We start from the raw sequence: 15,994 nt of genomic DNA, 5'->3' as shown, positions 1-15,994 counted from the left end.
CAAGCGACCGGCGGCAGACTGCGGGCGTGACCACGGATTCCAGGCACACCGAGGCGGTGGTGCGGGCGATCGACACGATGCGCTCCGGGCTGGGACGGCCGCAGCCGCTTGCCGAGCTGTCCCGGGCCGCGCGGTTCAGCCGCTTCCACTTCCACAAGATGTTCCGCGAGCTGACCGCGGTCACCCCGGCGCGCTATCTGGCCGCGCTGCGCATGGCCGAGGCACGCCGCCTGCTGCTGCACTCCACGCTGCCGGTCCGGCACGTCGGCGCCCGCGTCGGCTACCAGAGCCCGGGCACATTCTCGGTGCAGTTCTCGCGGCTGGTCGGCGTGCCCCCGGCCCGCTTCCGCGACCTCGTGCGCTCGCTGGCCGACGAGCGGTCCGGAGCCCGTACGCCGCCCCGGGCCGAACCCGGCCGGGCCGCAACGCCCGTGATGGCGCTGTCCACACCGCCGCGGCGGGGCTCGCTGGTCTACGGCTGCCTGATCGGCGACGGCAGCGCCGACCTGTGGCGGGGCCGGTGGACGGTCGCCACCGGTGACTCCCGGATCCCGCTGCCCAGCCCGCCCGCGGCCGGCGAGTACGCCGCGTTTCTGCTCGTCGTCGCCGAAGGGGCCCGGCACGCGGACGCGCTCGTGGACGACGTGCCGGGCAGCTACCGCATCGGCCGCGGCGTGCTGTCGCTGCCCGACCGCCGGACCGCGGTCACCGTGCACACCAGTCTGCGCGGGCCCGAGCCGACCGACCCGCCGATCGTGGCCCTCACCCCGCCGCAGTGGCGGTGACCGACCACGAGGTGCCGCCGGGACCGTCGGACAACTGGATGCCCGCGGCGGCCAAGGCGTCGCGCAGGTCGTCCGCCGTACGGTAGTCGCGGCCGGCCCGCAGCCGGGCCCGCAGCGCCAGCAGCGGCTCGACCACCGGCCGGAAGACGGTCGCCGGTTCGGCCACGCCGTGGGCCGCGGCCTCCCCGAGCCGCACGATCATCGTGCGCAGCACCGCCCGGGCCTGGTCGACGCCGATGTCCTCCTCGGTGTCGGCCGCCCACTCCCGGACGGCCGCCTCCAGGGCGAGCACGGCCCGGGTCATGCCGGGTGCGTCCCGCTCGTCGCGGGCCTTGTCGAAGCGCTGCTCGCACTCGGCCGAGATCTGGTCGAGGGTCGCCGGGGCGGGTCCGGGTGGCGCCGCCGGAGCCGGAACCTCGGTGCGGGTCAGCGGCTTGCGGCGGCACAGGTCGCGCAGCTCGGTCATCGTCAGCGCCGTGCCCGAAGGCAGGACGACGCTGCGCCCGTGGTGGCGGACCGTCAACGTGCCCCGGCCGAGCACCGTGACCCGGTCGGCGCCGGGATCGACCACCACCGCCGTGTGCTCGTCGACGCCGACCACCGCCACATCCGGGGGCAGCTGCTCCTCCATCGACCGCAGGCGCTGCTCGCCCAGGTAGCAGTAGCGGGTGTCGTGGGTGCCGCCCTCCTTGTTGTCGTAGTGCGGCACGACCGCCACGTCGAGCCCGAGGTGGGACAGCACGTCGAGGCCGTCGAGCCAGTGCGGATCCGCGCCGACCTTGTAGACCTCGTAGACCGGCACGGTGAACCGGCCCAGGGTGGCGGCCGCGGCCGAGGCGAAGACGGTCAGGCCGGTGCCGGAGCGGAACCGGTCGTGCAGCGCCGCCCCGACCGCGTCGTCGTGCCACTGCCGCAGGGCATAGCTGGGGCTGCCGGGGCCGCAGAAGAGCCAGCCCGCGCCCCGGACCAGCCGCAGTCCCCGGTCACGGTCGGCCTCGGTGTCCCCGCCGCGCAGCCCGGGCGCGGTGACCACGGGCAGTCCGACGCTCCGCGCGAAGTAGCCGCAGGCGGTGGCCGAGATGTCGGCGACGTTGGTCTGGAAGCCGTACGGCGTCTCCAGCAGCACCGCCGGCGGGTGCCCCGGGCCGAGCCGCCCGGCCAGGGCCCGGTGGATCGTCACCATGGTCGGGCTGGTCTCGCCCGAACCCATGACGGCCAGCACGCCGTCCGCCCCCTCAGGCACGGGCCTGGCCCGCCACGGCCCGGTCGAGGACCGGCATCGCGACCGCCTGGAAGTCCACCTCGGGGTCGAGGTCGCGCACCATGCCCTCGATGACCAGCAGGGCCAGCAGCGGGAAGACGAACTCGGGGGCGGCGTAGACCCGGTGGCGGCGCTGCAGGTCGAACAGCCGGCCCGCAAACGTCACCAGGCTGAACTCGGCCGCCGTGGCCCCGCTGGTCTCGCGGACGAGCTCGGCCAGCCGCGCGGTGAAGCCCTCGCGGTCGCAGCCGGGATCCAGTCGCCGCGCGCTCTCCAGCACGATCGCGGCGCAGCGCTCGCCCCGGCCCAGCGAGAGGTTGATGAAGAACTGGGCGAACAGCCGGCGCACCTGGTCGGGCAGGGGCATCATGAAACCGCCGTCGAGGACGACCAGCGAGCCGCCGGCGCCGGCGTAGATGTTGCCGTGGTGCAGGTCGCAGTGGACGAAGCCGTCGAGGAAGAGCATCTGGTAGGTCGCCGTCAGCACGCGCCGCACCAGCTCGGGGCGCTCGGCCCCGGGGACCGCCGCCGGGCGCAGCGGCCGCAGCCCGGTCATCAGGTCCATGACGATGACGTCCGGGGTGCACCACTCGCCGAGGACGGCCGGGACGCGTACGGCGTCGTCGTGGTCGAAATTCTCCCGCAGCCGCACCAGGTTGGCCCGCTCGACCTCGAAGTCGGCCTGGCGGCGCACGACCGCGCCCACCTGGCCCACCATCTCGTCGAGAGGGACCCGGCGCAGCCCCGGGAGCCGGCCCGCGGTGCGGGCGAACGTGCCCAGCAGGGCCAGGTCGAGCGTCAGGGTCCGGGTGACGTCGTCGCGGCGGACCTTCACCGCGACCGGCCGCCCGTCCGGCAGCGTGGCCCGGTGCACGGTCGCGATGCTGCCCGCGGCGAGCGGTTCGAGGTCGATCCCGGTGAACGGCGGCGTTCCGGCATAGCTCCGGCTCAGCACGGCCGCGATCGAGGCGGCGGGTGGGGCGGGCACCCTGTCCTCCAGCGTGGACAGGCGGTCGCACCAGGCCTCGGGGAGCTGATCGCGGCGGGTGGCCAGCAGCTGGGCGACCTTCACATAGGCCGGTCCGAGCCGGTGCAGGACCCGGGCGGTGGAGCCGGGCGGTGGCGGGCGGCGCAGCAGCCGGCGGGTCACGGCCCGGCCCCCGTACGCGGCGAGGGCAGCGGTGGTCGTGGCGGCCCGGCCGGCCAGCCGGGGCAGTCCGACGCGTGTGTCCTCCATGGTGAACCTCCGGAAAGAGGGCACGGAATCTCAGCGGCCACGCTCGCAGAACGGACTGGCACGAGCCTTGAACGGTCATGACGGAACGATCCAGTGCGGCGGGTATGTGAAGTTTGAAACTTCTGTCGGTATGCGCGGCCGCGACTCTCCGGCATCGATCCATGACTGCCGATATAACAAGGCCGCCCTATGATCGGCCGGTTCGCCACGCTATGGCTTGTCGGGGGAGGAAACATGAGCGTGGACATGTTGCGTGTCGAGGTACTGGGTCCGATCCGCGCCTGGAGGGGCAGTCGCGAGATCGACCTCGGACCGGCCAAACAACGTACGATCTTCGCCCTGCTCGCGGTCCACCTGAACCAGCCGGTCCCGGTCGCCCAGCTCGCCGCCCGGGTCTGGTCGGACGGTCCGCCCGACAAAGCGGCGGGACTGCTCCACACGTACATCTCGCGGCTGCGCCGCCTGCTCGAGCCCGGGGTGCCGGCCCGGGCCCGCACGCACCTGATCACGCTGACGCCGCGCGGCTACCAGCTGACCGGCGACCCGGCCGCGGTCGACGCCCACAGTGCGCTGGCGCTGGCCGACCGGGCGGCCCGGCTGCTCGACGGCGGGGAGTGGGAGCGCGCGTCCGACCTGCTCGGCGAGGCCGTCGGCATGTGGGAGCGGGCCGGCGCCTCGGAGCTGGCCGACCTGGTTCCGGACGACGCGGCCGTGCAGGCCATGCGCCGCCGCTACACCGAGACCGCCCTGCAGTTCCTGCGGGTCGCGCTCGACCACGACCGGTCGGTTGCGGTGCTGCCGCTGGCCGAGCGGCTGGCCCGGGGCGAACCGCTCAACGAGGCGATCCAGGCCTGCTACCTGCGCTGCCTGGCGCAGACCGGGCAGCGGGCGGCGGCCCTGGACTGGTACGCCGACCTGCGGGCCTGGCTGCGCACCGAGCTCGGGGTCAGCCCGTCGCCCGAGCTGGCCGAGGAGTACCAGCGCCTGCTGGCCGAGCCCGACGAGCCGGCGGTCGTCGTCCCGCCGCCGGCCGAGCATCCGGTGTGGCGCGGTGGCGGCCCGCCGGCCGAGGAGCCGATCGGGCGGGCCGCCGAGATCGCGGCGATCCGGCGGGCGCTTCTGCAGCAGCGGCTGGTCACCCTGGTCGGGGCGCCCGGCTGCGGGAAGTCCGCGCTGGGCCGGGCCGCGCTGCGGGGCGAGCCCGCGGTGTTCTCCGACGGCGTCAGCGTGGTCGACCTGCAGGACGCGCAGTCCGAGCCGGACATCCGGCAGCGGCTGGCCGAGGTGCTGACCGACGTGGCGCCGGCCGACGGCGACTGGGAGGCGCTGCTGGCCGCGCTGGCCGGGCGGACGATGCTGCTGATGCTCGACAACGCCGACCCGGTGGCCGACGGCTGCGCCCGGGTGGCCGACGAGATCCTGCGGTTCTGCCCCGCGGTCGTCGTCCTCGTCACCTCCCGCGAGGTGCTGAGGCTGCCCTACGAGTCGGTGTTGCCGGTGCTGCCGCTGGCCGCGCCGCAGCCGGAGGAGACGACCGAGGCGGCCAAGCTGGCCGAGATCCCGGCGGTCGAGCTGTTCGTGCGGCGGGCCGGACAGGCCTGGGCCGGCTTCGAGCTGACCGACGGCACCGCGCGGGCCACGGCGACGATATGCCACCGGCTCGACGGTCTGCCCCTGGCCCTGGAGTCGGCCGCCGCGAGCCTGCGGTCGATCGACCTCGACCACGTGGCCCGGCTGGTCGAGGAGGGCGAGATGCGCTTCGGGCCCGATCCGCGCGGCACCCCGGCCTGGCAGCGATCCCTGTACGACGCGATCCGCTGGAGCTACGACCAGCTCGGCCCGCTCGAGCAGCGCTGCCTGGCCACGGTCGCGCGCCTCGGGCCGTGCGTCACCCCGCGGGCCGCGCTGCGGGCCTGGCGTCGCGACCACCCGGCGGCCAGCAGCCGGCAACTGCTGTCCCTGCTCAACGCGCTGGCCGACCGGTCCCTGCTCTACGTGGTGCGCGGCGCCGGCGAGCTGCACTACCGGATTCTGGAGACCATCCGGACCTTCGTGACTCAGCACGGGCGGCCGCACGCGCTGATCGCTTGATTCTCGCTATACGTTTTTAAAGAAGTCTTCAAGGCCGAGACGTAAGGCTGGCTCCCGGACGTTCCGCTGTGGCGCTCCGGGAGGCGCAGATGGCTCGACTACGACCGCACGACCTGCTCCGGCTCGGGCCGGGGCAGGTGGATTTTGTCCGGCGCGGCTTCCAGACCGAGCCGCGAGAGGTCCGTGACCAGCTCGAACGGTCGGCCCTCACGTTCCTCGACGGCTTCAACCGGGAGTTGTCGATCCCGGCCGCGGGCCCGCTCGACCTCGGCCCGATCGAGCCCGCCCGGCGCGGGTTCGCGGCCGAGGGGGCCGCCATGGCGGCCGGAATGCTCGACCGGCTCCGGTTCGCCGGCCGACCGCGACGGCTGGTGCGGCTGTTCGGCGAGCACGCCGAGAAGTATGAATATCTCCTGCACGTCGGCGTCGGCTGGACGATGGCGAAGCTGCGGTGCCCGATGCCGCGGCGGCCCGGCGACGACAACGGGCTGACCCGGTGGCTGGCCTACGACGGCTGGGGCTTCTGCCGCGCCTTCTTCGCCCGGCCGGCCGCCCTGGCCCGGTGGTCGGCCCACCCCGGCTCGTGCGACGACGTCTGCGCGATCCGCTACCAGGGCTACGGCCGCAGCATCTGGTTCCGCGACTGCGGGCAGCCCGGCCTGATCGCCAACCGGATCGCCCGCCTGCCGGCCCGGCACCGCGCCGACGTGTGGAGCGGCGTCGGCCTCGCCGCCGCGTACGCGGGAGCGGTCGACGCCGCCACCTATCCCCGGCTGGCCGCTGCGGCCGCCCGGGAACGGCCCGCCCTCGCTCAGGGCGCGGCCTTCGCCGCCGAGGCCCACCGGCGTGCCGGTCACCTCCCGGCCCACCTGCCCGGCGCCGTGCGTGCCCTCACCGGCGCCGACGTCGACGAGGCATCCGGCTGGACGTGGGAGGCCCGCGCCGGGCTGGACCGTCCGTCGGCCGGCCCCGCCGACTTCCAGACCTGGCGGCAGCGCATCCAGCGCCAGGCCGCCCGCGTCGGCTGACGTCGCTTCTATCGGAAGGACCACCCGATGTCGCTCGTGCCCCGCCCGCCCGCGCTGCTCGTCCGGCTGCTCGCCCTGGCGCTCTGCGCCGGCGTGGGCGTCGCCACCCGGCTGCCCACGACCGCCGGCGACCGCCGCGACGACCTGGCCGCCCAGTTCGCCTTCACCACCACCGACCTCAACGGTGACCCGCCCGCCGCCCGTACGCTGCGGACCGTCCAGCCCGGACTGCGCGACATCGAGGCCTGGATCTCGGCCGTCGGCGCCGCCGTGGCGCTGGCCGACCTCGACGGCGACGGACGGCCCAACGAGCGCTGCCTGGTCGACCCGCGCGACGACTCGGTGACGGTCGCGCCCACCCCCGACCGCGCCGACCGGTTCGCCGGCTTCGCACTGACCCCGGCCGGGCTCACCTACGACGCGCGCACCACCGCCCCGATGGGCTGCGTGCCGGCCGACCTCAACGAGGACGGCCGCCTCGACCTGCTCGTCTACTTCTGGGGCCGGCCCCCGCTGGCCTATCTGCACAGGGCCCGAGCCGGCCTGAGCGCCGCGTCCTTCACCGCGGCCGAGCTCACCGACCGCCCGGGCGACACCTGGAACTCGGCCACGGTCAACGTCGCCGACCTCGACGGTGACGGGCACCTCGACATCTTCGTGGGCAACTACTTCCCCGACGGAGCCCGGGTGCTCGACGCCGATGCCGCCGACGACCCGCTCATGCAGATGCAGGACTCGATGTCCGACGCGCACAACGGCGGCCGCAACCGGATCCTGCGCCTGCGCACCCTCGAGACCCGCGACGGCCTGGTCCGGCCCGCCTACGAGGACCAGTCGGACGCCCTCACCGACGACCAGAGCCTGTCCTGGACCCTGGCCACCGGCGCCCAGGACCTCGACCGCGACGGGCTGCCCGAGCTCTACGTGGCCAACGACTTCGGCCCCGACTACCTGCTGCAGAACCGGTCCAAGCCGGGCCGCATCGCCTTCGCCGAGCTCCGCGGTGACCGGGACGCGCTGGCCCCGAAGTCCAAGGTGCTCGGCGACGACTCGTTCAAGGGCATGGGGGTGGCGTTCACCGACCTCAACCGCGACGACCGGGCCGACCTGGTGGTCAGCAACATCACCACCGAGTACGCCCTGGAGGAGAGCAACTTCGCCTTCGTCAGCACCGATACCGTGCCGCTGGGCGGGAAGACCGCACCCTACCGCGACGAGAGCCAGGCGCTCGGCCTCGCCCGCACCGGCTGGGGCTGGGACATCAAGGCGGCCGACTTCGACGGTGACGGCCGCGACGAGCTGGTGCAGGCCCTGGGCTTCGTCGCCGGCACCACCAACCGGTGGGCCGAGCTGCAGGAGCTGGCCATGACCAACGACGTGTTCCTGCGCCACCCGGGGGCGTGGCCGGTGTTCCGGGCCGGCGCCGACATCGCCGGGGACCAGCGCAACCCGTTCTTCGTGCGGGAGAGCGCCGGCGGGCGGTTCACCGACATCGCGGCCGACCTGGGCCTGGACAACCCGGGCGTGAGCCGGGGCATCGCGATCGCCGACGTCGACCACGACGGCCGGCCCGACATGGCGACCGCCAACCAGTGGGCCCGTTCCACCTTCGCCCACAACCAGTCTCCCGTACGGGAATTCCTCGGTCTGCGGCTTCTGCTGCCCGCCACGGTCAAGGGGTCCGGGCCGCGACCCGCCGTCGGAGCCGTCGCCACGGTGACCCGTCCCGACGGCACCACCGCGACCCAGCAGCTCTACCCGGCCAACGGCCACACCGGCGTCAACGCGCCCGAGCTCCTGTTCGGACTGGCCGGAGCGGGCCCCGGGCCGTACCCGGTGAAGGTGCGGTGGCGTGACATCACCGGCCCGCACGAGATCACCACCGAGCTGCCCGCCGGATGGCACGACCTGACCCTGACCGGCCCGACGGCCCGCTAGACGAGGAGCACTCCCATGTCGCAGCCCTCCGTTGCCCCACCCGCGGTCGACAAGCGCATCAAGGCCCTGCGCCGGTTCGCCCTGTCCATCACCGCCTTCAACGTGCTCGGCCACCTGTTCCTCGGCTTCGAGCAGGCCTGGCTCACCCCGATCGCCGGCGTGCTGGCCGGGTACGCGGCCGAACTGCTGCTCGAGACGGCCGACGCCCGGGCCCACGGCCGCCGCCCGCGCTACCTCGGCACCCGCGCCGACTTCGTCAACTTCCTGCTGCCGGCCCACATCGCCGGGCTCGCCTGCTCGATGCTGCTCTATGGCAACGAGTCGCTGTGGCCCACCATCTTCGCCGTGACCGTCGCCGTGGCCAGCAAATACCTGATCCAGGTGCCGGTCGGCGGCCGGATGCGGCACGTGCTCAACCCCAGCAACTTCGGGATCAGCGTGACCCTGATCTGCTTCGCCTGGGTCGGCATCGCGCCGCCCTACGAGTTCACCGAGAACGTCTCGGGCGTGCTCGACTGGCTCATCCCGCTGGCCGTCGGCGCCTCCGGCGCGATGCTCAACGCCAAGCTGACCGGCCGGATCCCGCTCATCCTGGGCTGGGTCGGCGGCTTCGTGCTGCAGGCGCTGATCCGGGCGGTGGTGCTGCCCGACCAGTCGTTCGTCTCGGCCCTGCTGCCGATGACCGGCGTCGCCTTCATCCTGTTCACCAACTACATGATCACCGACCCCGGGACGAGCCCGGCCGCCCCGCGCCGGCAGGTGTACTTCGGCGCCGCCACCGCCCTGGTCTACGGCCTGCTGGTCGTCAACCACATCACCTTCGGGCTGTTCTTCGCGCTGGTCATCGTCTGCATCGTCCGGCTGGTCGCGCTGATCTGGGTCGCCGTCCGCGACCGCAACGCCCCGGCCGTCACTCCACCCCCACCGGCCGGAGTTCCGGTGGCCGAGGAGGCAGTCGCCGGAGCGCCGGTCCGATGAGCGACGACGACGTCGTGATCGTCGGGATGGCCTGCCGCTTCCCCGACGCGGACGACCCCGGGCAGCTGTGGCAGAGCGTGCTCGGCCGGCGGCGGTCCTTCCGGCCGCTCCCGCCGCAGCGGCTGCCTCTGCACGACTACGGCGGCGAGGGCGTCGACCAGACCTACCTGACCCGGGCCGCGGTGCTGGACAGCTGGCAGTTCGACCGGGCCGCCTTCCGGATCTCGCGGGAGTCCTACCGGGCGGCCGACCCGGCGCACTGGCTCGCGCTCGAGGTGAGCGCGGCCGCGCTGCGCGACGCCGGGCTGCCCGACGGCGACGGCGCCGACCGCGACCGGATCGGGGTGGTGCTGGGCAACTCGCTGACCGGCGAGTTCTCCCGCGCCTCGACGATGCGCATGCGATGGCCCTATCTGCGCCGGGTGGTGGCCGAGTCGCTCGGCGCGGCCGACGTGGAGCCGGCCCGGCTCTCGGCCATCCTCACCGACCTGGAACAGCGGGTGAAGGACCCGTTCCCGGCGCCCACCGACGAGTCGCTGGCCGGCGCCCTGGCCAACACCATCGCCGGGCGGGTCTGCAACTACTTCGACTTCCACGGCACCGGCTACACCGTCGACGCGGCCTGCGCCTCCTCGCTGGTGGCGGTCGCCACCGCCGCCGACGCCGTGAGCTCCGGGCAGCTCGAAGTGGCCCTGGCCGGCGGCGTCGACCTCAGCCTGGACCCGCTCGAACTGGTGGGTTTCTCGCGGGTCGGGGCGCTGGCCCGCGGCGACATGCGGGTGTACGACGCCGACCCGACCGGGTTTCTGCCGGGGGAGGGCTGCGGGGTTGTCGTGCTGTGCCGGGCCTCCTTCGCCGCCGCCAACGACCTGCGGGTCTACGCGCGGCTGGCCGGCTGGGCGACCTCGTCCGACGGCAGCGGCGGGCTGACCCGGCCCGAGGCCTCCGGGCAGCGCCTGGCCCTGACCCGCGCCTACCAGCGGGCCGGCGTCGAACCGGGCCGGGTGGAGCTCATCGAGGGTCACGGCACCGGAACCGCGGTCGGCGACGCTACCGAGATCCGGACGCTGCTCGACGTTCGCGGGAACACACCGTCGCGGGCCGCGCTCGGCACGATCAAGGCGAACATCGGGCACACCAAGGCCGCGGCCGGGATCGCCGGGCTGATCAAGGCGACCCTCGCCGTGCACCGCCAGGTCGTGCCGCCGGCGACCGGAGTGGTGCGGCCGCATCCCCTGCTGGACAAGCCCGGAGCGTCGGTCGAACTGCTCGACCGGGCCCGGCCCTGGCGCACCGACGACCGGTACGCGGCGGTCAACGCGATGGGTTTCGGCGGCATCAACGCGCACGTGGTGCTGGCCGGGGCCGCCCCGACCACCCGGCGGGCGCTGAGCCGCCCGGAACAGCGCCTCAGTACGCCGCATCCCGACCACGAGGTGGTGGTCGCGGCCGCCCGGCGGCCCGACGAGCTCGACCAGGAGCTGGCCACGCTGCTGGCGGCCACCGGCACGCTGTCCCGGGCGGAACTCACCGATCTGGCCGCCGCGCAGGCCGGGCGGACCCCCAGCGGGTTGCCGTACCGGTTCGCGGCCGCCGTCCGCACCGTCGACGACCTCGTCACGGCGCTCGACGAGGCTCGCAAACGGCTCGCGGCGGGGGAGCGGCGGGTGCTGGACCCGGGTCGCGGGCTGTTCCTGACCGCTGGTGCTCCGCTGCGGGTCGCGTTGCTCATGTCGGGGCAGGCGGCTCCCGTACGGGCCGGGGCCGGCGCTCTCGGCCCGCTGCTCGGCGAGCTGCCCCGCGCGTACGAGGACCAGCTCCGGCTCCCCGCCGAGGGCCCGGCCGGCACTGAGGTCGCCCAACCGGCGATCCTGCGGGCGAGCCTGGCCGGTCTGCGCTGGCTGGACGCGCTCGGCGTCCGGGCCACGGCCGCGGCCGGGCACAGCCTGGGCGAGCTGGCGGCCCTGGTCTGGGCGGGCGCGCTCGGCGAGGACGATGCCTACACGCTGGTCCGGCACCGCGCGCGGGCCATGGCGGCGGCCGGTGACGCGCCCTCGGCCATGGCCGGGATCGGCGCCGACTTCGGCACGGTGACCGAGCTGGTCGCCGGCACCGGGGCCGTCATCGCCGCCGACAACGCGCCCGATCAGGTCGTCGTCTCCGGCTACCGGAAGCAGGTGGAAGCCGTGCTGGCCGCGGCCCGGGCCCGCGGCATCACCGGCGGCCTGCTGGCGGTCTCGGCGGCCTTCCACTCACCGGTGATGGCACCCGCCCGGGAACCGTTGCGCAAGGCCGCGAGCCGGGCCGGGTGGCGCGACCCCGCCCGCCCGCTGGTGTCCACCGTGACCGGTGACTGGTGGACCACCGACGACCCGGTCGACGTGCTGGTGCGCCAGCTGACCGAACCCGTGCGCTTCCGCGAGGCGCTGGCCCGGCTCGACGCCGACCTGCTGGTCGAGGTCGGGCCCGGCCACATCCTGAGCCGCCTCACCGACCGGCCCGCGGTGAGCCTGGACGTCGGCGCGGAATCGGCGGCCGGGGTGGCCGCCGCCACCGCCGCCCTCTTCGCCGCCGGGGCCTGCGACGACGTGCAGGCCTGGTTCGGCCGGCGCGCGACCCGCCCGTTCGACCCGGCGGCGCCCCGCGACTTCCTCGCCAACCCGTGCGAGACCGGCGCGACCGGGGCGGTCTTCGCCACCGCCCCACCGCCACCGCCGGTCGAGGCGGACCCGGTGGTGGCGCGGCCCGGCGCGGATCCCCTCGAGGCGACGATCGTGCAGCTCACCGGGGCCATCGGGCTCGACCGGACCGTCGTCACGCCCGGCTCCCGGCTGCTGGCCGACCTCCACCTGACGTCGCTGCGCGTGGGCCAGCTGGCCAACGAGGTCGCGACCGCCCTCGGCCGGGCCGTGCCCCGCGACCCGCTGAGCCTGGCCACGGCCACGGTCGCCGAGTTCGCCGACGCCATCGACGGCCTGCCCGCGGCCGGGACGGACGACCCGGGGCCGCCGCCCGGAGTCGCTTCCTGGGTGCGCCCCTTCGTCCACCGGCTGGAGGCCGAGGCGGCGGAACCCGCCGGCCGGGAGGACCGGGACTGGCAGATCGTCGCGGAGGGACACCCGTACGCCGAACGGCTGCGCGCGGTCTTCCCGCCCGTGCCCGGCGCCGCCCCGGCCCGGCTGCTCGCCCTGCCCCCGGGCCTCGACCCGGTTCCGGTCGAGACGGTGACCGCGGCGCTGCGGGCCTGCGACGCCGACGGCTTGCCACTCGTCGTCGTGCACAGCGGAGGCATCGGCGCCGCCGTGGGCCGCAGCCTCGCGGCCGAACACCCCGAGGTTCCCGTCCTCGTCGTGGACGTGCCGGACTCGGCCGACGCCCTCGACTGGGCCGACGCCTTCGATCGGGCCGCCGCCGAGGCGCACCGCCCGTGGGCCGGTTACGCCGAGGTCGTCCTGGGTTCTGGCGGCGGCCGATTCGTGCCGGTCGTGCACCCGCTGACGGCGGCGCCGTGGGACGGCACCGCCCTACCGCTCGCTCCGGGCGACGTCTGCCTGGTCACCGGCGGGGCCAAGGGCATCGGCGCCGAATGCGCGGCCGCCTTGGCCGAAGCCACCGGGGCGACCATGGTGTTGCTCGGCCGCAGCCCGGCCGACGACCCTGACGTGCGGGCCACGCTCAACCGGATCCCCAAGGCGCTCTACCGCCGGGCCGACGTGACCGACCGCGACGCCCTCCACGCCGTCCTGGCCGAGGTGCGGTCGACGGCCGGGCCGGTCCGGGTGCTGCTGCACGCCGCCGGGCACAACGAGCCGGGTGTGCTGGGGGAGCTGACCGCGGAACGGCTGCGCCGCACGCTGGCCGCCAAGACCGGGGGATGGGACAACGTGCTCGACGGGCTCGACCGGTCGCAGTTGCGCTGCGCGGTGGCGTTCGGATCGGTCATCGGCACCATCGGGCTCCCCGGCGAGTCCGACTACGCGATCGCCAACGACTGGCTCGCCCGGCGGTGCACCGAACTCGCCGCCACCGACCCCGGCCCGCGGTGGCTGAACATCGAGTGGTCGGCCTGGGCCGGCGCCGGCATGGGGGCCCGCCTCGGCGTGCTCGACTCGCTGGCCCGGCAGGGTCTGGGTCTCATCGGCCTCGAGGACGGCGCCGACATGCTGCTGCGTCTGCTGTCCGCACCCGAGCTGCCGCCCACGGTGCTGGTCGGCGGCCGGATCCCGGCCACGCCCGCGCTCCGGTGGCCGCCGGTCGAGCCGGGTCCGCGGCGTTTCCTGGAGAACCGCCCGGTCACCTGTCCCGGCGTCGAGCTGGTCGCCGACGCCGTGCTCTCGCTGGGCAGCGACCCCTACCTGGCCGACCACCGGATCGACGGCCAGCCGGTGCTGCCGGCCGTGTTCGGTCTCGAGGCGATGGCGCAGGCCGGAGCGGCGCTCGGTGTCCCGGCCGTGCCGGGCTCGTTCGACGACGTGCGGCTGGTCACGCCGGTCACCGTTCCCGAGCGCGCCGACCGGACCGTACGCACGGCGGCCCTCATCGGCGACGACGGGATCGACTTCGTGGTGCGCAGCGAAGAGAGCGGCTTCGCCACCGACCACTTCGCGGCCCGGTTCCGGTCGGGCCCGCCCGCCGCGGCCATGGCGGTTGAACCCGCGCCGCGGGGCCCGTTGCTGGACGCGTCCGGCCTCTACGGTCCGTTGTTCTTCCACGGTGAACGGTTCCGGCGCGTCGAGGGGTATGCGGTGCTGAGCCCGTACCGGTGCTCCGCGCAGGTGCTCGCCCGGGACGTCCGCTGGTTCGGCGGGTTCCAGCCGCAACCGCTGGAGCTCGGTGACCCGGGTGCCCGTGACGCCGTCCTGCACCTGCTGCAGGCCTGCGTTCCCGACCGGCGGGTGCTGCCCTCCGGCGTACGGCGTCTGGTCGTGCACCGCCGGGCCGAGGGCCGTCTGCACGTCGACGCCCGGCAGCGGTCCGAGGACGGCGACAGTTTCGTCTTCGACGTCGTCGTGCGGGACGAGGCCGGCGACCCGGTCGAGGAATGGCACGGCCTCGCGCTGCGGGCGATCGCACCCCGGCCGGCCGCCCCGCTGCCGGTCGAGCTGACCGGGGCGGCCCTGACCCGCTCGCTGCGCCGCCGGCACCCGGAGACATCGCTGCATCTCGCGGTCGCCGCTGGAGCCCGGCCCGACCGGGAACGGACGGCCGAGGTCGCAGCCTGGCTCACCGGGCAACCCGTGACCCGCGCAGCCGACGGGCGCCTCGTGACCGCGGGCGCCGGTGTCAGCGCCAGCCACCTCGCCGGCCGGGTCCTGATCGCGACCGGGGCGCCGGGAACGGCCGTGGACTGGGAGCCGGCCGACGGGGAACCCGCCCTCGACGCCGCGACGACGGCGGTGGCCGAGGAGTTGGGCCGCACGGCCCGCGCGGCCCGGGTCCGGGCCTGGACGTGCCGCGAGGTGCTGGCCAAACACGGCCTCCCACCGGACGCGCCGCTGACCGTCGAGGCCCGGGGGCCCGACGACTGGGTGCTGCTGCGCAGCGGCGACTACCGGATCGCCAGCACGGTGGTGGAGACCACGGCCGGGAGGGTCGGGGTGGCCGTGGGGTCAGGTGATCTGCGTGCCTGAGTACTACGTGCACCGGCACCGGGTGACCTTCGACGAGACCAACCTGGTCGGCAACGTCTACTTCGCGCACTTCCTGCACTGGCAGGGGCACTGTCGCGAGTATTTCCTGGCCGACCACGCCCCCGAGGTGGTCACCGCCCTGGGCGAAGGCCTGGCGCTGGTCACGGTGGACTGCGCGGCCGACTTCTTCGCCGAGGCCCACGCCCTCGACCGGATCGAGCTGCGGATGGCCCTCGACCGGATCAGCGAGCACCGGATCGTGATGTCCTTCGACTACGTACGCACCGAGCCCGGCCCCGGCGAGCTGCTGGCCCGGGGCCGGCAGACGGTGGCCTGCATGCGGCGCGCGGAGGGCGGGCTGGTGCCGGAACCGGTGCCCGGCCAGTTGCGGCGGGCGCTGGCCCGCTACGCCCCGGCCGCGAGCGGGGCAGCGGCATGAGCACGGCCATCCTCGGCGGCGGCCGGATGGCGGTCGCCCTGCACGCCGCGTTCCGCCGGGCGGGCGGGGCGGCCGAGCTGATCGACCCGCGCGACCCGGACCCGACGGCCCTGAAGCGGGCGCCCGTCCTGCTGCTGGCGGTGCCGTTCGCCGCCGCCCTCGACCTGATCCGGCGGCCGCTGGCCGCCTGCGCCGACGGCCGCGTGCTGGTCGACGTCACCAACCCGGCGACGTGGCCCGCCACGCCGATCCCGCAGGGCGCCTCGGGCGGTGAGGTGCTGGCCGCGGCGGCGCCCGGCTGGCGGGTCGTCAAGGCGCTCAACACGATCCCGGCCCGGATGCTGCAGGTGCATCAGCTCTCGGGCATGCCGGTGTCGGTGCCCGTGGCCGGCGCCGACCCGGCCGCCAAGGCCCAGGTGAGCGAGCTGATCCGGGGTCTCGGCTTCGCGCCGGTGGACGCGGGCGGCATCAGCGCCAGCCGCGAGATCGAAGCCCTGGCCGTCCTGCTGATGCGGATCAGCGACCGCAACGGCCTGCACGGTGAGATCGGCATCCACATCGGCCGCCCGGCCGCCCGCACCAGCCTCCGGAGGAGCGTGTCGTGACG

At 75.0% G+C, this 15,994-nt stretch carries 10 protein-coding genes; 8 read left to right on the top strand and 2 right to left on the bottom strand.

Annotation, left to right across the window (positions count from 1 at the left end):
- The first annotated feature begins 26 nt into the window (after positions 1–26).
- On the top strand, positions 27–785 hold the full coding sequence (locus tag JIG36_RS01460) for a helix-turn-helix domain-containing protein (RefSeq protein WP_203374132.1): 759 nt from the start codon (positions 27–29) through the stop codon (positions 783–785).
- Here JIG36_RS01460 and JIG36_RS01455 read toward each other — a convergent pair.
- Both JIG36_RS01455 and JIG36_RS01450 read right to left on the bottom strand, forming a co-directional pair.
- Entirely contained in the window at positions 763–2,028 is a 1,266-nt protein-coding gene (locus tag JIG36_RS01455) for a type 1 glutamine amidotransferase family protein (protein ID WP_203374131.1), read from the bottom strand. The genes JIG36_RS01460 and JIG36_RS01455 overlap by 23 nt on opposite strands.
- Positions 2,021–3,283 (bottom strand): ABC1 kinase family protein, encoded by a 1,263-nt coding sequence (locus JIG36_RS01450; protein WP_203374130.1) that lies wholly within the window; start codon positions 3,281–3,283, stop codon positions 2,021–2,023. Before JIG36_RS01450 ends, JIG36_RS01455 begins: the two co-directional genes overlap by 8 nt.
- Positions 3,284–3,517: 234 nt before the next feature.
- Between JIG36_RS01450 and JIG36_RS01445 the strand changes: the two genes are divergently transcribed.
- The 7 genes from JIG36_RS01445 to JIG36_RS01415 all read left to right on the top strand — a co-directional run bounded on the left by JIG36_RS01445 (position 3,518) and on the right by JIG36_RS01415 (position 15,992).
- Positions 3,518–5,374 carry an AfsR/SARP family transcriptional regulator gene (locus JIG36_RS01445; protein WP_203374129.1) on the top strand — a complete coding sequence of 619 codons (1,857 nt, stop codon included), beginning with the start codon at positions 3,518–3,520 and terminating at the stop codon, positions 5,372–5,374.
- Between the two features lie 89 nt (positions 5,375–5,463).
- The gene (locus JIG36_RS01440) at positions 5,464–6,402 is read left to right on the top strand and encodes a DUF1702 family protein (protein WP_203374128.1); all 939 of its coding nucleotides are present in this window, start codon (positions 5,464–5,466) and stop codon (positions 6,400–6,402) included.
- A 27-nt stretch (positions 6,403–6,429) separates the two neighbouring features.
- Positions 6,430–8,340, top strand: a complete 1,911-nt coding sequence (locus JIG36_RS01435) for an FG-GAP-like repeat-containing protein (RefSeq protein ID WP_203374127.1) — start codon at positions 6,430–6,432, stop codon at positions 8,338–8,340.
- 15 nt (positions 8,341–8,355) lie between these two features.
- Positions 8,356–9,318 carry an enediyne biosynthesis protein UnbU gene (locus JIG36_RS01430; RefSeq protein WP_203374126.1) on the top strand — a complete coding sequence of 321 codons (963 nt, stop codon included), beginning with the start codon at positions 8,356–8,358 and terminating at the stop codon, positions 9,316–9,318.
- Entirely contained in the window at positions 9,315–14,948 is a 5,634-nt protein-coding gene (locus JIG36_RS01425) for a type I polyketide synthase (protein WP_203374125.1), read from the top strand. Before JIG36_RS01430 ends, JIG36_RS01425 begins: the two co-directional genes overlap by 4 nt.
- Positions 14,941–15,387 carry an acyl-CoA thioesterase gene (locus tag JIG36_RS01420; RefSeq protein ID WP_203374124.1) on the top strand — a complete coding sequence of 149 codons (447 nt, stop codon included), beginning with the start codon at positions 14,941–14,943 and terminating at the stop codon, positions 15,385–15,387. The genes JIG36_RS01425 and JIG36_RS01420 overlap by 8 nt, the downstream gene beginning before the upstream one ends.
- A complete protein-coding gene (locus JIG36_RS01415) occupies positions 15,384–15,992 on the top strand; it encodes an NADPH-dependent F420 reductase (protein ID WP_203374123.1) in 609 nt (202 codons plus the stop codon). The genes JIG36_RS01420 and JIG36_RS01415 overlap by 4 nt, the downstream gene beginning before the upstream one ends.
- The last annotated feature ends 2 nt before the right edge of the window (positions 15,993–15,994 follow it).

The sequence above is a fragment of the Paractinoplanes ovalisporus genome (assembly GCF_016834655.1).
GTDB classification, from domain to species: domain Bacteria; phylum Actinomycetota; class Actinomycetes; order Mycobacteriales; family Micromonosporaceae; genus Actinoplanes; species Actinoplanes ovalisporus.
The sequence above is the reverse complement of the archived record's forward strand: the minus strand, read 5'-3'. Positions and strand labels throughout refer to the sequence as shown.